The organism is Cryobacterium sp. PH31-O1, from assembly GCF_030063455.1.
Taxonomy (GTDB): domain Bacteria; phylum Actinomycetota; class Actinomycetes; order Actinomycetales; family Microbacteriaceae; genus Cryobacterium.
The window spans coordinates 291,142-316,040 of sequence record NZ_JASITB010000004.1; the positions used below are offsets into that span (position 1 = coordinate 291,142).

19 protein-coding genes are annotated in these 24,899 nt (G+C 60.7%); 9 read left to right on the forward strand and 10 right to left on the reverse strand.

Going from position 1 to position 24,899, the window contains the following annotated elements:
- The first annotated feature begins 213 nt into the window (after positions 1–213).
- A complete protein-coding gene (locus tag QMK31_RS10660) occupies positions 214–480 on the forward strand; it encodes a hypothetical protein (protein ID WP_283500916.1) in 267 nt (88 codons plus the stop codon).
- Positions 481–482: 2 nt separating this feature from the next.
- Here the strand turns inward: QMK31_RS10660 and QMK31_RS10665 are convergent, their stop codons facing one another.
- Complete coding sequence (locus tag QMK31_RS10665) at positions 483–1,286, reverse strand: metallophosphoesterase family protein (protein ID WP_283500917.1); 804 nt, start codon at positions 1,284–1,286, stop codon at positions 483–485.
- 104 nt (positions 1,287–1,390) lie between these two features.
- Here QMK31_RS10665 and QMK31_RS10670 point away from each other — a divergent pair, with 104 nt between their 5' ends.
- Entirely contained in the window at positions 1,391–1,822 is a 432-nt protein-coding gene (locus QMK31_RS10670) for an antitoxin VbhA family protein (protein WP_283500918.1), read from the forward strand.
- Between the two features lie 317 nt (positions 1,823–2,139).
- Here QMK31_RS10670 and QMK31_RS10675 read toward each other — a convergent pair whose 3' ends face one another.
- From QMK31_RS10675 to QMK31_RS10685, 3 genes are all read right to left on the reverse strand, one after another.
- Positions 2,140–3,222, reverse strand: a complete 1,083-nt coding sequence (locus QMK31_RS10675; RefSeq protein ID WP_283500919.1) for a hypothetical protein — start codon at positions 3,220–3,222, stop codon at positions 2,140–2,142.
- A 100-nt stretch (positions 3,223–3,322) separates the two neighbouring features.
- Complete coding sequence (locus QMK31_RS10680; RefSeq protein WP_283500920.1) at positions 3,323–3,625, reverse strand: hypothetical protein; 303 nt, start codon at positions 3,623–3,625, stop codon at positions 3,323–3,325.
- A gap of 367 nt (positions 3,626–3,992) precedes the next feature.
- Positions 3,993–6,992: a hypothetical protein gene (locus tag QMK31_RS10685; RefSeq protein ID WP_283500921.1), complete on the reverse strand. Its 3,000-nt coding sequence runs from the start codon at positions 6,990–6,992 to the stop codon at positions 3,993–3,995.
- Between the two features lie 2,319 nt (positions 6,993–9,311).
- Here QMK31_RS10685 and QMK31_RS10690 point away from each other — a divergent pair.
- Entirely contained in the window at positions 9,312–9,854 is a 543-nt protein-coding gene (locus tag QMK31_RS10690) for a hypothetical protein (RefSeq protein WP_283500923.1), read from the forward strand.
- Between the two features lie 16 nt (positions 9,855–9,870).
- On the opposite strand, the gene QMK31_RS10695 is transcribed toward QMK31_RS10690, so the two are convergent.
- The 4 genes from QMK31_RS10695 to QMK31_RS10710 form a co-directional block, all read right to left on the reverse strand.
- A complete protein-coding gene (locus tag QMK31_RS10695; protein ID WP_283500924.1) occupies positions 9,871–10,626 on the reverse strand; it encodes a uracil-DNA glycosylase in 756 nt (251 codons plus the stop codon).
- Positions 10,627–10,753: 127 nt separating this feature from the next.
- Entirely contained in the window at positions 10,754–12,472 is a 1,719-nt protein-coding gene (locus tag QMK31_RS10700) for a GTPase (protein ID WP_283500925.1), read from the reverse strand.
- Positions 12,473–12,474: 2 nt separating this feature from the next.
- A complete protein-coding gene (locus QMK31_RS10705) occupies positions 12,475–14,601 on the reverse strand; it encodes a GTPase (protein WP_283500926.1) in 2,127 nt (708 codons plus the stop codon).
- Positions 14,602–16,962: 2,361 nt separating this feature from the next.
- Positions 16,963–17,268: an ATP-binding protein gene (locus QMK31_RS10710; RefSeq protein WP_283500927.1), complete on the reverse strand. Its 306-nt coding sequence runs from the start codon at positions 17,266–17,268 to the stop codon at positions 16,963–16,965.
- A gap of 258 nt (positions 17,269–17,526) precedes the next feature.
- Between QMK31_RS10710 and QMK31_RS10715 the strand changes: the two genes are divergently transcribed.
- The 3 genes from QMK31_RS10715 (at position 17,527) to QMK31_RS10725 (ending at position 19,259) form a co-directional block, all read left to right on the forward strand.
- Positions 17,527–18,303, forward strand: coding sequence for a hypothetical protein (locus QMK31_RS10715; protein ID WP_283500928.1), 777 nt, complete (start codon positions 17,527–17,529; stop codon positions 18,301–18,303).
- A gap of 171 nt (positions 18,304–18,474) precedes the next feature.
- On the forward strand, positions 18,475–18,906 hold the full coding sequence (locus QMK31_RS10720; RefSeq protein WP_283500929.1) for a hypothetical protein: 432 nt from the start codon (positions 18,475–18,477) through the stop codon (positions 18,904–18,906).
- Positions 18,907–19,013: 107 nt separating this feature from the next.
- On the forward strand, positions 19,014–19,259 hold the full coding sequence (locus QMK31_RS10725; protein WP_283500930.1) for a hypothetical protein: 246 nt from the start codon (positions 19,014–19,016) through the stop codon (positions 19,257–19,259).
- An 8-nt stretch (positions 19,260–19,267) separates the two neighbouring features.
- Here QMK31_RS10725 and QMK31_RS10730 read toward each other — a convergent pair whose 3' ends face one another.
- A complete protein-coding gene (locus tag QMK31_RS10730; RefSeq protein WP_283500931.1) occupies positions 19,268–19,510 on the reverse strand; it encodes a hypothetical protein in 243 nt (80 codons plus the stop codon).
- Positions 19,511–19,552: 42 nt separating this feature from the next.
- Between QMK31_RS10730 and QMK31_RS10735 the strand changes: the two genes are divergently transcribed.
- The 3 genes from QMK31_RS10735 to QMK31_RS10745 all read left to right on the forward strand — a co-directional run bounded on the left by QMK31_RS10735 (position 19,553) and on the right by QMK31_RS10745 (position 23,246).
- Positions 19,553–19,810: a hypothetical protein gene (locus QMK31_RS10735; RefSeq protein ID WP_283500932.1), complete on the forward strand. Its 258-nt coding sequence runs from the start codon at positions 19,553–19,555 to the stop codon at positions 19,808–19,810.
- Positions 19,811–20,576: 766 nt separating this feature from the next.
- The gene (locus tag QMK31_RS10740; protein WP_283500933.1) at positions 20,577–21,188 is read left to right on the forward strand and encodes a hypothetical protein; all 612 of its coding nucleotides are present in this window, start codon (positions 20,577–20,579) and stop codon (positions 21,186–21,188) included.
- A 1,881-nt stretch (positions 21,189–23,069) separates the two neighbouring features.
- Positions 23,070–23,246 (forward strand): hypothetical protein, encoded by a 177-nt coding sequence (locus QMK31_RS10745; RefSeq protein WP_283500934.1) that lies wholly within the window; start codon positions 23,070–23,072, stop codon positions 23,244–23,246.
- On the opposite strand, the gene QMK31_RS10750 is transcribed toward QMK31_RS10745, so the two are convergent.
- Positions 23,243–24,610 carry a hypothetical protein gene (locus QMK31_RS10750; RefSeq protein WP_283500935.1) on the reverse strand — a complete coding sequence of 456 codons (1,368 nt, stop codon included), beginning with the start codon at positions 24,608–24,610 and terminating at the stop codon, positions 23,243–23,245. The genes QMK31_RS10745 and QMK31_RS10750 overlap by 4 nt on opposite strands.
- Between the last annotated feature and the right edge of the window lie 289 nt (positions 24,611–24,899).

The window sequence follows — 24,899 nt, forward strand, 5'->3', positions numbered from 1 at the left end:
GCGCTCGGGCGCACAGAAATCCGTTGTGGATGTTCGCAACGACCGGCGGTGCGCCCAGCTCTTCGGTAGCCGACGGTGCGCCCAGCGCTTCGAAGCCCTGATGCGCCCGGATGGTTGAACGACGCGTCCCGCTATTCGGTAGCACCGTGTGCGCCAAACGATATTCGGCGCGCCGCCACCTCCGACCAACCCTGTGCCGCGCATGCAAGGTCCATGACAACCACAGCCCAGCCCACCGTCGAACTTTTTCGTATCGTCACGACCACGGAGGTGATCCTGGTCGTCCGCAACTGGGTGACGGGAAAATCCATCGCCTCCCCTGGCGAAGACGTCCCCTACGCAATCGTTGATGCTGTTCGCCTGGTGCCCGGAGAGGCCGCTTCCGTCACCTTCGTCGACGTCGACCGTGATGACCAGCTGATCCCGTTCAAGGGCGGCATCGTCAAGACCATCGATCGCCACCCCTTTCTCGGGGTCTAGGTTTAGCGGCGGCGAGGGTCGCCGAGCCATTCCCACACCCCGGTCTCGAGGTCGAAACTGGCCGCGTTACCCTGCTCGCCGTCGCAGGCCAATGAATAAACCCGCGTTCCAGTGGTGGTGACCGTTTCGTCTTTGACGTGGATGTGGCCGTGTATGAGGATCTCCGGTTTTACAGCCTCGTAGAGCCGCGTAATTCGTCGACGACTGACGGCGCTGTAGGCGAGCTCCGTTGAGTTCCAGCCCATCGGGTTGGCGCCGATTATCCGTTCGACGAGCGGGGTGCCACCGTTGATCGTCTCGTGAGTCAAAAGTACGTCGACGGGGCCCCCGGCGATCGCCTGGTCGACTTCAGCGTCGGTGGCCACCTCCTCGTAAAACCACGTTTGACCCGGGACCCGATCCGCGAAGTCCAGCGAGGCCGCTCCGCCGAAGCTCAGGAACGACCGTCCAGCAAGCGTGAACCGGTAGCCTCGCGGCATCATAAAGACCGTCTCGGAAACCTGCGCGATGCCTCCCGGGTTCTTCCCGAACTCAGAATTCAAGTTCGTCCAATGCTCGTGGTTTCCGGGCGTTACGAGGAGTCGTTCGATGCCTGCACTCTTGCACCAGAAGTCGACCGTGCCCAGAAACCCTTTGCCTCGGATCGGCGGCCAGAAGCCGAAATCGCCCGCTTGCAGGACCGACCGCAGGCCTGGGATCTTCCGAGCTGCGTGCGGCAGGACCTCGCCAGTCCATCGGGTGTCGCCGTGAATGTCGCCAATTACAGCCACCACTTTCTCACCCGGCAACGTCAGATCATTAGTCATGCACCCATCATGCGCGGCACCCGCCCGGTCCGTGTGGCAGGCCGGAGGTCGGGACGGGTGGTTGGCTGCCGCGCATGAGAGCAGTGAATAGAGCGGAGAGATCAATGGACAATGCAGACCGCCATATTTCGCGTGCCGAGCTTGAAGCTCGCGTCGGCGAGATCCGAGCCGCTTTTCGCGCCATCGGTCATCCCCTTACCGATGAGGCCGGAGACCGCGTCCGGCGTCTCTTGAGCGGCGACATCGGCTATGAGGAGGCGATCGACGAAATAATGGCGCGGTACTCGCGGACGGTAGCGGAGCTGGCCGGCGACCTAGCAGCCGCTGTGTTCACGAAAGCCGACTTCATCGAGGCTGCCGTCAATCTCCCGGTCGTCCGACAAACGCCTTCTCCGGCCTCGCAGTACTCGGATTCCTGGATTCCGGTCCGTGGGCCAATCGGGGATCTTCACGATGCCTTTAGTGGTGGGCTGATTAATTCCGAATTGCACGATCACTCGCTCGTCGCGATGATCGCAGCTGGGCACGAGGCCTGAGCGGCGGGTGTTGGGCTTGTGGAGGACGGGCGGCATGTTGGGCGTGCCGCTTCTTCGTCTGTCTGATTGGTTGGTGACTCGGGCTCGAGGCCGGCACCAGGGTCGCGGAACGGCGTCAACCTATTTGAGCCGACCGAGTCGGGACCCGGCGGAACGGTTGCCCTCAAAGAGAAGCGGATCTCCCCCCGAGGCCCCACAAGCCACAGGTTCGAGACACTCAGGTTGCGATACGCGTAGAGACTCCGATCGGAGCAAACGCTCGCGATCACAGGCTCGGTCGACGGCTCTTACCACCCGGTCGCCGGTGTTCCTTCCGGTTACCCATCCACGACGACTGCCTGCGTTATGTTCTCGAAGTCGATCACCATCGACTGAAAAACGCCCGGGAAAAAGAGACCGCTTGGGCGAGGAGGGGTTTTCCCATCCGGAGGTGTTGTTACCGTGGCGCGGTAGCCCTGAAGTGAATGGCCTAGCAACTGTTCCGGAGTCGGGCCCTTATGCAGAACGGGATAGGGCGCAATGGCGTCAGCGACGCCGAAATGGGCTAGGGCGGCGACGTGAAAGCATGCCGCATATATGACCGCGATCATTCGTGTTTCGGCAAGAACGATGGGTAGGTCCACCTGCAACGATGTAATTTCTAGACCCTGCCGAGGCTTCCCGTGGGGGCGCGCAAGGTAGCTAAGCATTGGACGGTCGAAGAGTGGAATCGAATTCCCATTTTGGAATGAACTCAACGGAATCGTGCCGTCCTTTTCAGGCGGGTTACCGCGAAGAATGTCAATACGGACATCGTTTCTGGCACTGATGGCGAGCCCGTGCTTCACCTTGTTGTGAGCCGCGTTGATCGTCAACTCATCGTCCGTAAGCAATTGGATGGCACGATCTACCCATCCGCAGGCCGTCGCAAATGCTTCGCGGACCTCGGCGGTATTGTTCACTCCGGTTTTGATGAACGCGTGCCAAAAGGCATGCTCATCGGAATTCGTTACCTCCCGGAGCTGCTTAGCAACGTCAAACAGAGTTGGTGGACCATCTGCTATGGCCACCCACGTCGACGGGGCATCCCCAGGTCCCTGTTTGGCGACAGTGACGGCGTGCAGAAACCGGATGAGGGCCTCCGCCGCATGATGACGCAATGCAAGTGCATCGACGGATACCTGCAGTTGGCGGTCGCCAACTTCATAATCCAGGATCTGGGACGTGGAGGGCAGCCCAAGGGCACCATAAAACTCCTGAAAATCGTCAGGATCGGGTGCACTCGGATTCTTCTGTGCCTTTAGGAGACTCGCGATTCTTGCCGAGAAATAGGGCAGTGGTCGAGCTAGGAAGAACTCGTCGTCTAACTGCTTGGCTTGCACAGGAGAAAGCAACGGTCCGTCAGGAATGATATCTAGCACGCTGTACATTTTTGCACCCGTTGCTCGCACGATCCCCCGAAGCTGGCCGGTGAGCGAAGGTTACTGCGGCGGTCATGTGGTTCTGCTTTCGTTGGTCGGTCTAGAAATCGTCGTCGTCATCGCCGGGGTGGTAGTACCGGGAGACCGGCCGGGTGGCAAACACCAAGGCCTGCCACGCGTCGTACTCGGCCTCCGCCTCGGCGACGCTCACGCCCGTCCGCTCCGCCGCCCATTCAATGGTGCCGCCGTTATCGAACACGGTGTGGAGAGGGATCTTTAGAGCCAGACCTTTGCGTCTGATCAGTCCATCAGCCCAAGGATCGCCTGGCTCGGTTTTGCCTGGACGGTCGGATGGACCGGCACGTTCAACGTGCCGGTTGTCTGTCGGGGCTGTGGGTGTCATGGTGATTCTCCTGGGTTGGGTAAAAACTGGATGGTGCTGCTGAGTGGTGGCGCGGATGGTTTGGGGCCGCAGGGCGATACGTGGTGCCGCTATGAGTAACGTGCTGGCGATTTCGGTCAGCTCCCGTCAGCGGGCCCGGTTCGCAGCCGGAATGGGTCGTTGGGCGCACCTCGTACCTCGCGCCGATTTCCGGCCACGGATCTAGGCCGTCGGTGGCGTGCTCGTCGATGTGGATCGTCACGAGGCCGGCTGTGACCGTGCTGCCCACCGTCCACCCGTAACGGCGGCTGGGGCGGTCCGGCGGTGAGGTGTACAGGGGTCACGCTCGTCACTGGAGTGACGAACGTGAGACCGCGCACCGCCGCGATTACGCCTCGTGGCCTACGGTGGGAGCACTCCCGTCGTAGTCCAACGCTTCGTCGGCGACCAGAGTCCCAAGGAGCTGGTCGAGGTGGACTGGGACCTTGCGAATGTTGCGTCCGTTCCGCTTGATGAGGACGTCGTGGCGCCCCTCCTTTTGTCCGGCTTCAAGGTACCGAGGGTGAATCAATTTCTCATTCCACAAACTTTTGAACGTCGTCACTGCCGAGGAACCAGCCGGGATAACCGTGGGGTGGTACTTCTGGGCTACATCAAACGAGTTCCGTGCATTGAGAAGTACTGCATTCAGGTCGCCGCCTCGTGGGTGATGCAGAAAACCGATGGCTGAGCCCAGGGGATGTGCCTTCCCGTCGCCGTCAGTGCGCCAACCAAGTGCTCGATTTTCAATTGTGTTCCCTATGGGGAAGGGAGGCTTCGATGCGTCAGTGAAGTTCTCGATGTGCGCGTAGCCACCGGCCAGCGTATCTTTCAATGCCTCGAGCACGGCCAGCCCGGGACTCTGTTCACTCTGGCTCTGGAGCGAGGTCGACACCATGCGCGCCACGCGAGCCGGTAGGGAATCGAGATTCTCGGGGTCCAGCAGGCGCAGCATGCCTGCATCACCGACCAGCCCGGCCAGGATTGTCAGCGGCACGAATCCGAGCATCAGGTCTACCGCCATCTCGACGTGCCGGGCGTCAGACTTTCCCTCAATTTTCACGGTGGCCATAATCGTGGTGGCGAGTCTGAAGTAGGAGGCGCGATAGGACTGCGTGACCTCGTCCCCAGCACGGTTGTCGTCCAGCCCGGCACTGGGACTGCGGTCGATGGAGTCAATCATTTCCGTCCAGGTCGATACCGATGCCAGATGTTGAAAGGCCTGCACTCCTGCCGCCATCAACCGGCCCGGGGCGCGGTTTTCATCTCGGAATCGGTCCATTCGTTGCCGAGCGTCGTCGCTTCGCAGCGAGCTTTGGCCCAGGTTGACGATAACGGTCCGGTCGCGCACAGAATTAATCGTGTGCGGGTTTTCGGCGGTCACGAGGAGCAGTGCGTGCGGTGCGAAGACCTCGCGGGCCTTCAAGTCCACCCCCGAGCGCCGCTTGGACGACTTGTTGAAGACCGACCGAATGATGTCGCCAATCTTCGCCAGTTCAAGGGCGTATAGGCGTTTGTCGGGTGAAGGCGCCAAGTCGTCCATCACCCAGACGTTCGATTGTGCAATCGCTTGCTCAACCCCCGTGGCGGTATCTTTCATGGAGCCCGGGAGTTTCTTCGCGGTCCAAGTCCCTATTTTCTGGTGGAATGAGAGGATTTGCGAAACGGTCCAACTCTTCCCATTTCCTGGAGGTCCTTGAAGGTAGATGACCGTGGTGCAGTCAATGGGCACTGCCGGGCGCAACCCCGCAGCCATCACCACAGCCGCGACATTCACGTCCGTCCACGGCGCAAGGTCGACGTAGTGTTCCCGCAGTGACCGAAGGTCGTTTCTGACCTGGTCCCGCCACTCATCAGAGTCAACGACTCCGTGCGTGGGTGGAAGGCTGAAACTCGATGCTCCAGGAAGCACATTCTCCGTGACCCCGGCTATCGTTTTCCCGCGGTCCGCGTCATTGAACGCCAGCACGGTTCGCCCGGAAATGAAACTACAGATGTTTGAGTCCTCAGCGGGAACATATCCCATGGTGGTCCACGATACGACGTGCTGGACGGGCACGTCGGTGTTGTCCTTGATGGCCGAAAGCCATTTTCCGGCCGGCGGCCACTCCGGGTGCATCAGTACGGCATTGGGAATGCTGGCATTTCGTTTGTCCCATTCCTGGGCCGGATACATCAGCAGGGCGGCGGGGCCCGTCACGACTGCACGCTCAGTTTCCCCGTCCTGATTCAGCCATTGGAGCTCGATGCGGCAGGTTGACCGGGCCCCCTCATCGGTCTCGTCCATGCCTGCCCCGAAATGAGCGGTCCGCACCTCCTGCAGTGTGGGCCCCCGGTGAGTTTCAACCGCGACAATTCGGCCGCCGATATTGACAGCTGTCTGCCACTCGTTAGCTCTAGAAGAGTCCGCGTAGAGTACTGTCGCGAGTACCTCGACTGCGTTGCCATCATCCGTGACCCGCCAGGTCCCGACTTTGGCTTCGCTGCGGTTCCGCGGCGGCGGGACGGGCATCTCAGCTCGACCGCGGTCGAGCAGGTTGTGCCACGTTTCACCACTCGCCAAGTAGCCAGCCAAACCATGTTTCACCATCGGGCCTTGATTCGCACCGTGCATCGGCACCGACTGTATCTGCAGTGGAGCGTCGAGTACGTGGTCCAAGTCGGGCTGGAAACCGACGAGCTTCACGGTCGCACCGGCACCCTCAGCGAAAGTCCAGAGGCCATTCGTATATTGCCAAACGCTGCGCCTGTTGTCGACGTCGCCTTCAACCGCAAGGAGAACTTCGCGGCCGGCCAAGCTCCACGCCTCCCAGGCGTGACTGCCCTTCCCATGGCGCACGTGGTCGAGTGACAGAATTGTCACTCGTTCTGATGCTGGAATCTGCATCATCAACGAGTGGAGCGACCGAATCGCATCCGCGCGGGTAGTCTGCGCCGGCACTTCTAGGGCGACGTCATCGATGCCGTTGGCGCGCAGCAACGCTGTGAGGGCTGCATCGCCGTTCAGGATGCCCTCGGTGACCAGAATGCGAGGAGAACGCAAAAGCCATTCCTTGGGGGTACCGGGATTGGCATCTAGGAGGGATTCATAGCCCTGCACGAACTCGAAGGACAGAAGTTTTCCAGCCGAAGTAGTGACGGGGGCACTTGGCCGAATTTGAATCGACGAGTAATACGGCGTGCGTCCTTCACCGTGAGCGATGCCCACCAGGTCGGCTGAATACCAGGGAATAACCGTCGTGTCGCCGCGTACAGCAGCACCGTTGAGTTGGCGGTATGGCCGGGATATCGACACTCCGATGCTGTTTTGCTTGGCGAACTCGGGAACGTCGGGAGCTTCGAGGGTCACGTAGCCGCGCGCTGCGGCTACCAGGGGTGCGATTCCGGAAGTCGCGAGTACTTGCGCTCCGGATTCCCGCACGTTGGGCAGATATGAGTCGGCTGCCCAAGCCGAACGGGAAACTGTGGGCCGTGTTTGAGTGTTCATAGGGTCTCTATGCGCGAACACTAAAATCGGCTGGAAAGCGGCGAAACATTATCCGAACGGGCAATCCATTTGTGTCGTTTCTCAACGTAATCAAGACTTTTCTCATTCAAATCGAGACTGGTCCGCTGATCGGGGCTGGAAATGGCGTGCAGCCGCGTAAACATGCGGGTGTGCTACCGCCGGCGCCGATCGCAGTCTCGACTTGCATGAGAAAACCTGGTGCACCCGACAAACCGAAACCCAGCAAAAACGTGGTCTCGATTAGGTCAACCAGTCTCGATTACAGTGAGAACTGACAATTTGCCCGCGGAGATGCATTGCAATCCAGGCACACCACGCCAGGCTCTTTCACCGTATCGCCGATCGACAACCAACTGGGTGGCCAACCCCGCAACCTCAGGATCGCAACTCGGAGCGAGCGAGCGAGCGACCGACTCGCAAGGAGCGGCGGTCGCCGTAAGGGTGCACACGGTTCCGTTACGTCGCCGATTAGTCCTCGGCGTCGATTACCCAAATTACCCGAAGTTACCAGAGCTTGGTAACTTCAAATTCCCCTGAATGACTGCCATCCGAGGCTCTTCTCCTCTTTAATTACCTTATTACCAGAATTTAACATAAATATATATATAGAAGAGGAGAGAAGGGACATCTTTGCTGCCTCCGGTGTCCCATCTGTTTCTCCCTGTATATTGCCGCTATTGTTTGGTAACCTCGGTAATGCGCCCTTTGGTTCGCTCGATATGCCGCTTGATCAGGTATTTATACATTACCCAATGTGGGTAATCGCTGGGTAATCCGGTAACCTGGGGTGGATGGTGCCAACGCGGCATACGTCGCCAGCTGCTGGCTTGGATCCGCGTCCGGCCTGCAACCCAATCCGACGCCACGGCAGCCCATCAGAGCGCTCAGCGGCGCAAGACGGTCGCAGCCTCGTAGGTCCGTTCCTAACGCGTCAGTCGGGCGCGTAGAGCCGCTATGAGCCGGATGCGCGCTGTGGCGCGACAATGAATGCGATTATCGTTCTAATTTTGGGGTCGCTGGACGATCGTCACTCAATTTCGGCGTCTCCTGAGTGTCCGACGCGCTCCTGAGGAGATCCTGTCGTCTTTGTCGTTGGCGAGCAGCCTCAATTCGGCCGTTGTCGACCACCGAATGTATGCAACGACAAAGCGAACCTTCCAGTCGGTTGAGCGAGCGTCGTCACCGATGTCGTCAAACCCCTCCCTGATGGCGAACGCCGCGTTGAGGAGACGCTGCTGCTCATCTGCCGCGCGCCGGTCCTCCTTTGTTGCAATCCCGGTACTCCTTGACGTGAAAACCAGCGCATGTGCCCGGCGAATGAGACCGTGTGCCCGGGCGAGTTCGATTGCTCTCTTGCCGTGCGGCAGGCGCCACGGTCGGTTTCGCCGGTTCATTCTTGGCCCCCTGGTGAAGTTCGCATTTGATCATTACGTGTGCGGCGATTCAAATTGTTGCCTTCCAGCCGCGCCCGCACTCCGCTCACCACCATTCAGCCGCACACGTAGTCGTGGGCGTTCGCGTACATGACGGTGCCGATGGTTTGTGCGTTTGATCGGCACCAACAAGTCGTCGGTGCAGGCGATTCCGGCATTTCACGGCAGCACGGCACTACTGCCTAATCACAATCAGAAAGTTCCAACTATGACCTCTCCAGTTCCCCCGGATCACGAACCGACGCCAACCGTCTCGTCATCCGGGCGTGCTTCGTCGCGACCCGACAACGCCATCATCGACCTACACCTTGCTCGGGCATCCGCTCAAGAGATGAGAGGCGAATGGTTGACAGCCGTGGCCATCGGTGTTGTCACCATTCATGATCTCGTCGAGCACGCCGCCACGCCAGAAGGTAGACCACTTATGCGCCTTCCCCTTCGGCGCCTCCTTCTAACAAGCCCGGATTTCACAATCAAGCAAACCGAGCATATCCTCGCCCACGTGTCTGCCGTGCTTGGACTGCCCGACGACGATCGTCGAAACCAACGCACCGTCCAATGGCTCCTAGACGAACGAACTTACGGCCGACGATTCATGGCGTGGATGGATGCCGTAGCGCCGAGAGAACGACCGTGGTCCGGATGGCCGGCCACGCCCGGCGCCAGGACCACCGTCGGAAATGCACAAACGCGGGTCGGGTGACTTCAAACCGATACGGTGGAGTTCATGGTCGATGAGGAAACCTGGTATTCGCAGTTGCGGGAACAATGGAAGCCGGAACATGCTCATCTTTTATTGATCGCGGAGTCCGCCCCCGACGACCGTGGAGACCCGACGCAACGTCACTTCTTCTACGCCGATCACCTTGGTCGCGCCGACAACCTCTTCCGCAGCGTCGTCCAAGCGATGTACGGGACGACGAAGGAGGACCTCAAGCAGACCGGTAAGCGGCCCTGGCTGGAGCGCCTTCGATCCGACGGCTTCTATCTCATTGACCTCGCCCCCTACCCCGTCAACGCCGGATCACAGACCGCACGAACTCGTGTCCTGCGAGAGAGCGTCGCCGGCTGTGTCACACGAGCACACGCCCTCAACCCGGATGAGGTCGTCGTGGTGAAATCTGACCTGTACCTCATGCTCGACGGCCCACTCCGCGCCGCCGGATTGTCGGTACCGCAGGACACGGGCATCCCCTTCCCACTAGGGAACAAGCGTGCTGAGTTCGTGTCGGCGTTCAACGACGCACGTCGACGAAGCGATGAAGGCTGATCCGGAGACGAGACTGTCACCACCACCGAGGGTGCAAGTCAACGCGGTCACCTTCCTCATTGGCGTACCACTGCGCGACGGCGTTCCCCGCACGGTCATGGTCGATGACGACGGGCCTGTCGCCCGCTTCCTCGCGTCGCCAGTCGCGCGTGGACCGGGTGAGCGCTTCCACAAGGTGCTGGCGTTTCCCTGGCTGGATCATTGCTTGGTTCGAGGGATGCCACGTCTCGATCGTGCGCAGCCCGACTCCAAGACTTGGGCGGCCGAACCGCTGCCACCCCCGACGCGCGAAGTTGCCGAGAGTGACGACGGTGTGCAGCTCTGGGAGCATGGCGATGAGCTCGCGGAGGGGCACCGCGCCAGCCTGAAGGTCAGCCAGCCGGGGCTTTACCTTGGCGGGGCCGAGGTACCAGGGCACGACGTTCCAGAGCAACGCGCCGTCAACGAGGCCAGCGGCGTGACGCGCGTGCCACAGGTTCTCTGCGGTTGCATCATTGTTATCTGACGAGATGAATCCAGACCCCGGACGGGCATTTAGCGCGTTGGTCATCGGACCGGGAGCCTCCATCAGCAGCAACACCGTCGCGTCGATACCCGCGTCAGCCGGGTCGAAGGTGGGAATCTCCGCGCTCAGTCCCGCGCTCACGCGCACGGCGATGAGTTGCGTGACCCATACCGTCAGCGGCCCCGCCGTCGGCACCGTGTGCCGCATCCTGAGCCGCTCGTCCAACACCGAATCAATGCCCAGAGAACGCGGAGCGGTGGACATCACAGGCTTGACCTGTCGTGGCCGGGCAATCGTGTTCGGCGGGTGGGCCCACACTCGACGGCAAGTCGAATCGGATGTCCCGCACCATGCGGCAAGTTGATAAGCCCCGCTGCCAATCCAGCGGATACGTTCACAGGGTGCCGTTCGAGACCGACAGCACGGCCAACGCGGACTCCGCTCGCTGCTTAATGGAAGCGAGCCGATTACGCAGGGCAGATTGCATCGCACGCGCCCCGTGGATCTCGTCCGCCAACGCGTCGATGCGTTCTAACGCCGGCCTGAAAGTGTCCTCCAAATTGGAACGGACCGTGCGTAGTGCATCAACCGAAATACCGTCGGCCTGGGCCAGTACCTCCTGAGTGATACTGCGGCGACGCTCTGCCCGCGCCCTCTCCTCCTTGACAGCCGACCACTCCTCGGCAATTACTCCATACGCTTCCAATCCGATGGAGATAACGACCCCGCCGACCTTGGCAACTTTCCCGATCTTGTTAGCGGCCCGCACCGCTTCCCAAGGCTTGAACTTCTTACCAAACGCCTTACCGACTTTCAGCACCACTTTGTGCCCTGCACTGCCGGCGGCTGCCTTCGTACCGCTGCCCGCACCCCAGATCTGTTGAAACTGCTTGAGGTATTTGGAAACGTCGCCTGCCCAGCTGGGCGGAGGTGGAAGCGGAGAACCACCTGGCCGGACGTTCACGTGTCGCGCTTCGAAGCCGCTGGTTTCCGGGTCACCGAGCTGGATCGAAATGCGACCGTAGGGAGAAGCTTCGATCTCCAGGACTTCGGAAGCGAGGTCGTCGAATTGGATCTCGAGCACCTGACCGACGGCATCCTCAAATCGATCCAAGGCAGCGCGGAGGTGGTCGTTGAGTGCTGTTAGGTGCGCATCCGATGCCTCGTCGGTCCCGCTCTGGTTGTCGCGTTCAATGCTGTCCGCGAGCTGCGTGGCGGCGCGCACCGCATCCGCTCGGAACTGGGCCGCGCGCGCTTCGAGCAGATTGTCCAGAAGAATCCGCTTTTTGGAAAGCGCTAGACGCTGTCGGGCAAGAACGGTGAGTGTGGCCTGTTCATCCGGGTCATCTGTAAGGTTGGCAGACGCTTCGAGGGCGAGCGCGACGATGAACTGAAGCGGCTGGCTCAGTCGGCCGAACTCTCCCTGTTGGCTCGCGAAACGGTTGATGAGGGTAGCGACATGCTCCAAACCGGACGCTTCAATGAAGGCTTCCGAGGCTGTGGGATCAGAGTCCGCAAGCGCCATACCGTCGAGGTAATACTGGCCGTCACACTCGATCCATGGGATCTGGTCAAATGAGCCGAGAGCTTCCTCGATCGCTTCCTCTCTCACGCCCTCGGCGGCGTCCATCGTTCCCGCCTTGGTGACGACGATGAGTGTCTGCTGAGACTTGCCGAGTCGTCCCATCACGTCCTGGAGATGGGCTGACAGCACGTCGTCGAAAAGCTCGACCGTTACAGCAAACAGAACGAGATCAGCTGCCTGAAGCGCCTCTTCTGCGCGCTCATCGTGATGCGGGCGCCCGGCATGCACGCCCGGCGTGTCGACGAGACGAACGTCGCCGTCCCAGTCAAACTCCTTCACGGCATCGGTGGTGACACCGGATCCAATGACTACGTCGGCACCGCCGTTCGTGAGCGCTCTGATGAGAGTCGACTTGCCACTGCTGTACTGGCCGGTTACCACCAGCAGTGGAATGGGGTGGTCTTCTACCGTGAGACGGTCGAGTAAGGGTTGCGCGATTGCAGCATCGAGCTCGCCGAAGACGTCACGAAGCTGGTCTCCCAGTTCCCTCGTGACGGCGGACGTTTCTTTGAAAAGGTTGACGCTCATGATTAGGAACTCCTCCTGGTGCTCTCGATGCGGATATTTCTGCGGATGTGGGAGGTCAACGCGTCAGACCATGTCTCCGCGATGCCCGCGAGAAGGTCATCATTTACGCAGATGGTGGCAGAGGATGAGTCTGCCTTCGATAGGTGCGCTGGCGCATCGACGAGTCCGAGTGCGTATGAAAGAGCACCCGCTGCCTCGCCGCCGGGGCTCGGGACCCTTCCGCCAGCCAATCTCTCCCCGATGTCTGGCGGGTACAGCCAGGACTCCCAGAACGCGCTGTTCTCGAATTCGGCGAGAATGCAGACGCCGGGTACACGTGTTGCCCGCTTCAAGGATCGTGCGAGCCGTTCACGGCCCGCGATTCGAAGTAAGGCCGACGTCGTCTCCTTGTCCAACTCGCGGATCAGCGCATGTAAGCCCTTGCTGTGGTGAGTCCAGCGGTCGGCCAATGAATCGAGTGTTGCCGAACGAACTTCACCGTGGCCGCGCTCGCTGGCAAGGCTGCCCTGGAGAACGTCGAGTTGCTCGCTGACGGCGCGTTCGTAATCGGCCTTGAGCTCGTCGAGACGCGGTCCGACCTGCTTTGCCACCTCGTCACGCCTTTTTCGCAGCACACCATCTTTGCCCAAGATCCAGCTATCAGTGAGTTGTTTGAGAGGCTTCACCATCAGGCCGACGGCGGCTCCTACAATGCCGCCAACGATGGCTGTGACGACCGCCCCGGGACCGGTCGTGAGCCCGATAGCCGAACCGATCACGACACCTAGTTTTAAACCGACCAAGGAGCCAGCAACGCCGATGGCCGCGAAGCCCGCCCGCGCCATCCGGTTCCCGAGTACGGAGTCGAAGCCGGTGAGATCTCGCAGGACAAACTGGTCTGGCGAGACGCTGGCCCATTCGGCTTCTGCCGCGGTGATTGTCGAGTCCGCGTCAGCCCTCAACTGCATCAACTTGTTATCCAGTGTCTGGTTCACCTCCGCATGCAACGCGTCGAGTCTCTTCTCCCAATCTTGCTGGAGCGACTTTCCAAAGTCAGTCAAGTTCAGGTGCCAATCTCGGCATTGCCCGACTGCTATGGCGATGTCCGAGACCATACCTTCGCCCGCAGCACGAACGACGCGGGTGAGTCTGGAATGCACGTCCTCGTTGAGTTTTCTGTTTTGATTTGCATGCGCGCGCAGAGCCGTCGATCCGAGCGCCAAGGACAATACGAGACTGTCAGCCTGCTGGCGCTGTCCGTCGACGACCCTGAGCGCACGGCGGCTCTCGCTGTGAGCGGCGTGCTCGCGGTTCAGGGCATCAGTGAGGTAATCGATGCGGCTCGCCTCATAGAGTTCAGCGTCGACCTGACTCCCGTGTGCCAACGCTTCGGTTGCAGCCAGCGCGTGGAGATAGATCACGTTAAGCGGTTTGACGGCGGCCGCCGCCATATGACGCGTGATCTCATCGACTAGTCCCTCGCGGTCCCCGAAAACGCGCTCGGGAAATTTCAGGAGGTTAAGCCTGCCGACACCGGCGAGAGACTGACGACAATTGAGGGCGACAATGATTGGCTTGCCGATGAGCCCAAGTTCACGGAGGGCACGTGCTGTGTCCTCCTGGATTGAGTCATTGCTCGCGACCCACAAGATCAGATCTGCATCACGTGCGGCGCTAAACGCCAGCGCGAAGTCTTCTGCTCCATCGCGTGCGCCGACACCGGGAGTGTCGACGACCTCGATACTGCCGGACGCCGTCGGAATCGCCGCGAAAACGTCACGTGAGAATCGTTGACGACCATCTCCGATCCTGTCGAAGTGTGAGCCAGACAACGCCGCCAGGAGCGACGACTTGCCGGCCATCGTCCGCCCCATCAGCACAACGCGCATCGGTGCGTTGAAGTCGTCGGTTGTTTCCTGCCAGGCTTCCCATGGTCCAAGTTCGAAACTGAGCAGTCCGGAGTCGATCCCATCGAGCGAAGCCGCATCGTTCAGCGCCTGATCGCGCATGGCTCCGGCCTGAACGGCGAAGATTGCCAAGGCGTCCCGGAGTGCCGGCCACGGATTTGCTAACACGGGCTCTTGACCGAACAGCACCGGGAGCGCCGACGGGAGCCACTCATGGCGGGAAGGCACGGCACGCTCAGTCATGCCCGATTCTCCCATGCGGGTCCGACAGAGAGTGAACCACCCGGGTGATCACGGCCACCGCCCGACAAGTTGCTGGATTCTGCACCGGACGCTAGTTGAAGCTGCTCGCGGTTTGCACCCTACGACCGCGCAAAGTCGGTTGTTGTCAGAGGCTTCATGCTTACCGGGCGCGAGAGCGACCGCCGGCGATCGCCGTGATGTCTGACAGACGGACAAGATCTGACAGATGGGCATTGAAGTGGATGTCCGTTAGAAGGGGATGCCTGAGGGTTTTTGTGAGTCCTTATGTCGGATTCGACCTCACCTGGTGTCGTCGTCCAACAGATTTCCCGCCGCCGGCCTTTCCGGTCGTCTGGAATGCGGGTGGGGGTCACGCGAGATACTCACCGAACGGCGGCACAACAACTTTTTCTGCAAATTGCGCATTGCGCTCTCTGGACACTCTTCATCGGCCCGCGACCAGGGATCGACAGGCGTCCGCGCTGGTGCAGGTGCTGGTCCTGGTTTTGGGAGGAAAGCGGCAAACATCAATGATGGCTGCCGGCTCAGCCGAGAAAGGACCTGCGTTTCTAGACGGCCTCACGCACTGCGTTTATCTGCCAAACCAGCGCAGGCGGCCCGCTGACGGCGATCACAGGTTTCGGCACGACCCAATCTGCAGGTTCGCGCTGTCCCAAGCGCATCTAACCGAACCGTCCGACGGTTGCGAGGGACCGCAGTCCTCCGTCGCGACATCTCAATCAATCCCAGCATCCAAGCCAAAGAAGGCGATCGCGCCACCCGGCGACCTACCCGGGGAAATACGCTGCCGGAATTTCGCTTTCGCGCAAGAATTTGAGCACGTAAAAACGGCGCCGCACACGTACTCCTTCGACATGAAAGCCGTGTCGGACCGAGAACGAGGCCTCCCATTAGTGAAGATCCCATCCCCTTCGGCAACATGCAGTCAGCATGCCCTGACCCGGACCTCACCGCGGCGAAACGGCACGACCCGTACTGGGATGGTTTTTGGTCCGCCGGCAGCAATGCGGTGTGGGCTGAAGCATCAGTTTCGCGCCTGCAGGAGGAGGCTGGACGGCCGAGACTTCAGCACTATCTCCGCGCGAATGCTCGACCTAACGACTTTTCGTGGGTGCAATCGGATACGTTCCGGCCGATGAAGCTGGCCGCGCTCAGCGTCGTCGACTCTTGGAGAAATGCTACATCGGAGCAGCTCGCGGCATTCACCGGTATCCATCGATTCGCCAGCGGCCGAGACAGCGCTTTGACCGGTCTATTTCAAAATGGTCTGATTGACGTCGGCGGGTTTGCGCACGGAACCCGGACCAGTTTCGGAGAATCACGGGGAGCCTTGTATCGGCCATCGCGCAGCCGCGTCTTCGAGAAATCTGTACAGCCACTCCTGACCCGACCGGAATGGCTTTCCGTCACGGGCGGCCTGCCCTGGGGCTCCGGCCGCCAGTACGAACGCCACAACGTGCTGGGAGCCGAGTTCGGATTACGAGTAGCCGAGTACGGCGAGATAGCGAGCGTGCTCGGAGAAAAGATCTCCACGGTGGACCTTCTCGCCCACTCCGGCCTCGGGCTGCCCCGAACGTCCTCCCAAATGAGCGCCGACCTGACACTGGTTAGAACCGACGGGGTGAGGATCGCAGTCGAGCTCACGGCATCAGCGTCAGGGACCGCGTTCGATGCGAAGGTAGCGAGGTGGGCGCGGCTCCTCGCTGACAGGCCCATGGGCGACAGTGGCCTCGTGGTGCTCTTTCTCTCCGTCAATCGACAAGACGTCCAAGACCGAGGTGGAACTAATTCCATCCTCGCCACTGTGCGCAAGGCCATAACTGCAGCGGTCAGGTCCTCCCCCGGCACCAGCGCAAATCGGGTCGCCGAGCGGATGTTCCTCGCCGATTGGCAAGACTGGTTTCCGACACGCGGTGCGGCAGGCCCAGGCTTCCGCACACTCGATTGTGAACGGCCAACAGGTCCAGCCACCGGCTTGTGGGAACCTGCTTCATTGCTCGACATTTTCGACGTCCCCTTCTACCCTCGGGGCAGTTTCCAGCCACTAGCTCTCGCCCAGAACGCCTCGCTGCTCAGATCGGTGCCCCACTGGCTACGTCGGGATCATGAGCCCGCACCCCTCTGGAATACTGCGCGCAGAAACCCCGATCATGGCGGTCCCCCCACAAAAATTGACGCGATCGAAAGTTCGGGTTTGTCCCACGATTCAGGCGTCAGGGGCGTGGGGCCGTCAAAGCCTCCCCTGCGTCTGCGCAACTTGTTCTCGCGGAGTTGAATGGCCCCATAATTGGCCATTCAGGTGGCCCCCTAAACCTGGCAGAAAATCGGCTAAAGCGGTCCTCAATCCAATGCAAACGACATCGGTGGCGCGGCCCGCGCCCCTGATGTCAGCGACGATTGAAAAGTGAGCCAGTATCGCCAGTGAAAATTGAGCCACTTGTCTTGCTTTCGTTGTGCCGCGTTTTCGGCTCGGATTGAAGGTAGCGATTCGATGCCGGTGTTGTGGACCCGGCAGCTAGCGCCTTTGAGGGTGAGAACGCCGGCGTAGTGGACGATGCGATCGATCATCGTGGCGGCCTCGATCTGATCGCTGAATATGTCGCCCCATCGGGCGAAGGCTAAATTCGACGTCCGAGCATCGAGCATTCTCGCGACGACTGCCGACCTGCGGCTCCTGGCGAGTGACGCGATTCATGAAATCGCGGCAGCCGCCAAAGCCACGCTGGCCGCTCTTAAGACGCCCGCCTCCTACCCCCCGAACCGACCTCCGGCTCGCACCTCGTGCCGGAGGTCATGGTTTCGGTCGCAGGCCGAAAGGTGCCGCGCATGACACACCCGAAGCCTGCGAAAGCGGGTGGTTCTATCCAAATAGCAGTACTTAATAACATGACGAAGGAAAGCACCATGACAAGCAACAAATCACCAGAGCTCACTCCGACCCGGGTTCCGGCGAGGTCAGCGAACGGCGGCAGCACGAGCACCGCTACCAGGCATAAGAACCTCGTGCCGGCCGAGAGCGCCCTTCCCGGTTCGCCGAGTGCGGGCCCCAGGCCGGTGTTTCCGGCGGTAGGCACCACAGGCGAAACAACCCTAGGCATCCCAGAGCCGGTCGCCAAGACGCCCCAACAGGCCATCGGTACGAAAAAGGAGGCAGCGACCCAGATTCGTCGCTTGGCAAAGGCCGCGACCACACGCGTCAAGCTTAAACTCAACCAGGCGCAAGCGGAATACCTCGTCGACGGTGTCCTAGACGGCGCGGCGCGCACCTACGTGCGTTTTAACACCGACGGCTCCGGAGGCGAGGCTTTCATCGCGCCGCAAGGAGACGACGGCTGGGTTCGCAACCCGAAAGGGGAGTGGGATCTCAACCGCCTTTACTTTACAGGTATCACTCGGCTCGCCCGATTCGACGGCGACGGCAGCGACGAGAACTTCCACGGTTACGACCTCCCCTTCGGATCTCGCACCACAGAAGACGCGTTCAATGAAACGCTCGTTGAAGCCAACAACGCGCTTCTCGCGTTGGGTCTGGAAGGCGGCTACTTAGGCTGCGACGCCCCATTCGACTCCGATTCAAACGGAGCCACCTTCACACAAGAGGACTCGGTTGTAGCCGTTATGCCGTGTCGAGATAGCGAGTCCACCTCGCTAATAGCAGGTCTCATGAGCCAGAGGGAATAGCCCCACAGGACGGCTGGCAGCACCTTCGGGATGTATTGCCAGCCGCACTCGGCGTTCTCACATTGGCCTCCGACGCCACTCCCCGCCACCGGGCCGGATCGGGTTTCAACTCGGGTTCCGGATCACCTTCCCGCCCCGTCAGTACCGCGGTTCGTTTCTGCAAGTTTTTAAATGCCTGACCATCGGCGCTGGACACCGGTGAGCGAGGCCTCGGCCAACGTCCGCCAAACGATCTCGATGTTCTGCATGACCCTCCAAGCCCACCTCGCTACGGAAGCTGCGTCGTACGTCTGCCGGCTGCTCGGCGACGTCGCCGCAGGGTGCGTTGCGCCGCACAACCCCGACTGGGATAAATACCTTGGAGCGGTCTTGGACGAGATGGTCAGCAAGTGGTTCAACTCGGCCGCCGTCACACCGCTGTCTGAGGTTGTGGCAATTGAGCGCCGCCTCACCCGCATACCCCAGGTCATCGCTCGGTTGCACGGTGAGCTTGGGCGGGAGCCGAGTGCAGAGGAAGTCCAGTCATCTCAGCATGCTGAGATGCGCCTTCGGCACAAAGACCCGAAGCGGCACGGAAGTTTGGTCAGCCTCGCCGAGGTGTAAGCCGTACTGGGAGGGCCGCGTGAAGCTGGCAGGACGCGGCTCGCATGCCACGCTGTAGGCCACGGCCGGCATGCCACCCGAAAAGCCCGCTCTTCAAAAAAGCTTTCGTGACGGTCGCCGGTCGGCGATTCTTGGCGGCCGCACGCCAGCAGGTGCCGCTCTTCTCCTGGGGCCGCACTCTGACCCCCAAGGCCTTACTCCTGTCGGCCTTTCTGCTCCAGACGCTCGCACTGATCCTGCCAGCCGCCATACTGCCAGCGCAGCTCCGCACAAGTGAGCTGGCTTTGATATGCGCCCATGAGTCGGGTCGCAGCTTCGCGCATAAGGTCGTATACAACGACCGGGTTCTCTGACCTGCTCATCACTCCTCACGCAGCGTAAGGGTGACCACGTATTCCTCGGCCGAGTCAAGCGCTATGACGCCGCCAGACAGTAGTTCCTCGACCTGCTCGCGTGTCACCGTCGCCTTCGTGAGGCCGTAGCGGGGTTCACCATCTGTCCACCGTTCGCCGGCGGCCACAGCCTCGTCAACAGCGTCGGTTATGGTCACCGCACGGCTGGTCGTGTAACGGCCCGGGAAACTGGGAGGGGTTGAGTTGGTCATGGGGAGGTCATGCGCGGCGCCGGTGCCGCGCATGGAAAGGGTATGGGTGATTCAGATGACAGGGTTTATCGTGACACTGACACCGCCGTTCACCTGCTGCGGGATGCCGCCAACAAATTGGCGGCCTTCTATGAAAGAAGCTCGTACGACGGGCTGATCACGAACGAGGCAGCCGTTGACGAGATCGTTAAAATTTGGCGGGCGTCACGGGTCACGTCCCTGGGGACGGCTGACGAAATCAACGCGCTACTTGAGGTATTTGATCGGCGGTATGACGAGCTGGTGGCGGATGAGCGGTGAAACGGAGGGGGCCGAGCTGCACTGGGCTGGGCTGTCGGCTCCTGGCAAAATACCGGTTCGTATCTTCCGTGCCCCCCGAGGCGCTCACCACTTACTGCGATGACCGCCTCGGCTCAAGTTCATCTGTGGTGAGCGAGAACTACGTCACGGCCGTCTCGAGCAGCTGCAGCCTGTATTTCGGCCTGCCAACTCTGGGCGGTGGCGAATTGTCCCTGAGGGAGAACGGGTCGAATAGCAAGCGCCGTCGTGTCAAAACTCACCGTGTCACCATCTGCACCGCGCCTCCACAAATCGCTCAGCGGGCGAAGTTCCTCGTAAGAATCGAGAACAGACTGCACGAATGCGTGAGCCTCCGCCCTCGTCGGATGAGGCGTGTAACCCGTGTTCATTATCCGTCGACCGTGAGAGCGCTCATCGGACGGCGTGACGAAAATAACCAGCCACTGGCCCGCGCGCTTCTTGTTTCTCTTGGATTTACTCATCATGCTCTCGTTTCTTCTGTCAGATGGCGGCACTCTCCTCAAGAGCCGAACGGCGAGCTCCCCCTGTCGTGGGACTCGCCGTTCGTTTAGCTGAGGTAGAGGAAGCAGAGCCACCCGGGCGAGCGGCTTCGAGACATGCATGCGCGGCAGAGATCCGTAATTTGCAGATACGTGATGTCGTCGAGCACCCCACCAACTAAAACGCCCCAGAAACCTTCAACAAAGAACCTGGGCCGTGGCCCACAGCTGCTGGCTGCTCGGCGGCGTCTCACGAATGCAGTTCGGTGACCGAAATGTTTGGGGCGATGGCTCGGACCGGTGCGGCAGCCCACTACTGGAACATGGACCTTGCCGCGCATGATCTGGGCATGGAAGACATGGAAGCTGAACCGCTGAAAACTGAACCGCTCTTCGTCGTTTGCGGGATGCTGACGAATAACGAGATCTGGTGCTCTCAGAGCGTCGAGACGCTGATCACCAGTCTCATACCAAACTATCCGGCCACCGCACACCCGGCGGCTAAGGCCGAAGCCCGGCACAACTACATCGTCTCCTGCGCCACCGTCGCCCAGGAAGGGCTCATGCAGCAGGCGACCGAGGATCAGGTTTGGAAGGAAGAGACGGCCTCGCCTTACGAGGTGGATCGCCTCCATGCGAACAAGTCATGGCGCGGTGATCTCGGTGCACCATGGTCCGGAGTCGTCCCACTGATCATCGTTGCCCCGTTGAACGCAGCACGCGGGTCAGCAGCTCGACGGGCATTGATCGGAGGAAACGTCTTAGTGGTCGCAGGTCGGTCGGAGGCCGACGTCCTGGTGAGCCTGCGAAAATTGGGAATGCTGACGACTGCTGGTCGGCTGGATTCGCCCAGCCAGGTGGTGGACCCGGGTCTGTGAGCGCACGCCGGGATACCGCACCGCGAATCGGACGTCGCAGTGCAGCACCCTGGCACGCTCAAGCTGTGCGTCGGTTTACTTAAATTACGCCAGCTGGTCGGCTGCACGGCGCTGATGCCGGTGGTCGACCGCCGCCGCCCACTCCCCGGTCATGAGCGGCTTCTGAGAATCGGTGCCCCGCCTCATTATCACTGGCGGAAAGCGTGGAGCTGTTGCCCCGTGAACTACATGCGCGGAACTCCTCAGGTTTCAAAAAATGGTCCCGTCGCTCCTCCGACTGCTACATGCGCCCCCGACCGGGCCGTTCCCGCACACCCCAATCAACTCGTGGTTCGCGTCTTGGCCGAGCCCACTACTTGTGCGACCCTGGGTGGTGAGCCGTCCTGCATTCCGGACACCTGCAACCGCGCTTGTATGCGGCTGCCGTTCCATGGGTCACCCAGGCAGGGCGACCAGCAGTGAGGGCGGCGTCGAGAGATGAGCGCCAATCTGAATCCCATCGAGCACGGCCATAGAGCCTCCCAGGGGTTGCAAGCGTGCCATCACAGGCTTGGGCCATCGTCGCGCCGGCGGAGAGTCTAGCGAGGATGGTCACTGCGAACTCCGCCACCCGCTGGTCGCTATATGCCCTCCGTTCCATTCGCGATTCGATTGTGCGGGCCGACATGCAGGGAATGCAACGGCATCCATACCGGTAGCGGTTTGCGTCGCCGTGCTTGGAGCTGCGGACTGTGTTGCGTTGCGGCTGGCGGTAATCGGACGGGTTTCTGCTTAAGGTCGGGGACATCGGCACGGAAAGCTCCTCAAAGCTGTTGTTGCCGCACCGGAGTGCCCAGGGCGGTCTCGATCTACATGCGCGGCACCGGTCGCAACCACCGATGCTGTGAGACATGGTGTCCCCGATGTCATGAGATCGTGTGTCCACGATGCTCTGAGACAGGACACACAAAGCAATGAGACCCAGCGTCCACGAAGTGATGAGATTTGGTGTCCACGATGTCACGAGATAACACACCAAGTGCGTGGACTGGCGCTACCATCAAGCGCTACTCGCCACGTCAACCGTCAAGATGTCCAAGACCGAGACGGGACTAATTCCATCCTCGCCACCGTGCGCAAAGCCATAACTGCAGCGGTCAGATCCTCCCCCGGCACCAGCGCCAATCGGGTGGCCGAGCGGATGTTCCTTGCCGATTGGCAAGATTGGTTTCCGGTACGCGGTGCGGCGGCGCCGGGAGTCCGGACACTGGATTGCGAACGGCCAACTGGTCCAGCCAAAGGCTTGTGGGAGCCGGTCTCGTTGCTTGACACCTTCGACGTCCCGTTCACCTCGCGGGGCAGTTTCCAGCCGCAGGCCCTCGCCGAGAACGCATCGCTGCTTGGATCGGTACCCTACTGGCTACGTCGGGATCACGAGCCCGCACCTCTGTGGAAGACTGCGCTCGGACACATCGGCGCCAGCGACCACCCCACCAGAATTGATGCGATCAACAGTTCGGGATTGCCCTACACGCCTGGCGCCCCGGGCGTGGGGCCGGCCAGACCTCCCCTTCGCCTCCGCAACTTGGTCTAGACGAGCTGGATGGGATTACCGCTCCGCCGCCCGGCCCGAGCCTATGCAACGTATCGACGATCGAGAGTCAACTGGTTGGCAAGAGACATTACATCAGGGTCATCAGCAAAGAGATGCTGCAAACGGTCAATCTTCTGGTCGGCCGACTCAATCCAGTTCCGGGCTTCCACGTCCGACGGCCACCGATTCCATTCCGACAGCGGCTAAGACGCCCCAAAATAGCCCGCCCTCCCGTTCCTACGGCGTCGAAAAGGTCACCGCTGCGACTGCGGACGGTGATTCGGTCCACCGGGGAATTAGAAGCGCAGATGGCGCGAATCGTTTCGGGTATTGCGGCGAATGTGCTGTTGTACGCTTCAAGGGAGGTGAACCGACTTTGGCTGTTCTTCACGACATCGGCAAGGTCACGCCGCACGGTAGAAAGCCTGACGCCGGTCCGCGAGTTTCGCCGACAATTGCTGATCGTCAGGGGCGGACTGGCCTAAAGATCAAGTTCACGCCTAACCTGGGCGGTGAGGTCGACGGGCGATGCGACAGACACCGTGAGCGTTCCGCGGTACACGCGGTGATGGTCGCGTGCAGTCATCGCCCACGTGCCTTGGACTTCAGCCAAACCGGCGGTTCGAAGCACTAGGACCATATGGTCTTCGTCAGAAGTCCACGCCTGCCTCGGCCGTAGGTCTCCAACACTCATCTCGATGTCGACGGACCCCGAGTTCCTGAACTGCGTAGCGCTAGGCAACGACGGAACGTAGGGACTCGAGGCGGCGTACTGCACATGCTGGTAGCGAAGCATTTCCGCGGCAGAAGCGGATGGGAGCGGTCCCCATTCCCGAGGCGGAACAGGTAGCTCGGACCGGATGTTCTTTCGTTGTGGGTCGACCCAGTCGAGAGCGTCGACGTCGCCCTCGAGGTGGATTCTCAACTCCACATCCGTCAGATAAGTGTCGCTCTCGTTCACGATCGTAAACCTCACGTCGCCGAGTCGTGCTGAGACCGTCTCGTCGAAAGCGGATGGCCAGCTCGCACGTACTTCATCGCCCCATGCGTCGATCTGGCTCTCATAGGCTTCTCTCGTACGCGGTTCCGGTTTCTCACCGATGAGCGCAGACATGCGTGGAATGGTCAGGGCCGCGATCTCTGCGAAGTTCGTGAACGAAGCCGGGCTCTCCGCCCGGACATGAAGTTCGTACGACTTCCACCTCTTGACCGTGACAGCCTCGATCCATGGATCGACGCTAAGGCTCCGATTGCACGTTACGAAGGTTGCTGATCCTAGTGATTCCACGCGAACTTCGGTCTCCGGCGTTGACGCTGTGGCCCTGGCCAGCAACATCGCGATCTCTTCCGATTTCGCCTGCCGGGTTTCGCCGTCGGCACGGAAGTAGATTCCCCCGTCGACGAGGCCCTCACCGTTTTTCTTACAGACGAACATCGAAAGGCCGTCAGTAGGCGGGTCGACGATGACGAGCAGCACTTCATTCCCGTCGTCGACGGGCAGCCGCTGAACGTCCCACTTCGGCCCGTCCGACGACAGGTACGGCTCGAGGTTGCGGGAAAGTTCCATCATCTCGATGGGAGGGTTTCCATCCGCACCATGGACGCTGACCCCGAGAATCATTATGGCGTGGCCTTCAAACGCCTGCGCAGCGACCTCGGGCCGACGGTTGGCGGCCCCGAGGATGAACTTGACTAGCTTCGCCTGGCCGATCTTGGTTCTTAGATCAACAGCACTTTTCACTTCAAGATAGTGACGCTCGACCGTGTCGCCACGTTCCACGACTGCATCGACGAGCTGTCGAACAGCTATCTCCCCGCGCGGAAGCCTGTCGATTACAAGCTCAGTCATAGAATTTCCATTCAGCGATTTCATCCGCGGCCGCCAAAGTACTCGGCCGGCCCAGCCGACACGCCGAAAGGCTAGGTCTGGGTGGCCAGCTCATAGAGCACCGTGCCTGAGACGCTGTAGCCGACATTAGTAAGTGCAGGTGCGATAGCGCCCACAACAAATTTCATGGATGCTCCCTTCTGAGCTGTTCCGTAAATTCTCCCTCGAGTCGAGTTTCTGACTTTCGAAACAATAGGTGCGAGAAATGAGAAGCAGCAAACAAGACAAGCAACTACAGCGGCCCATGGAA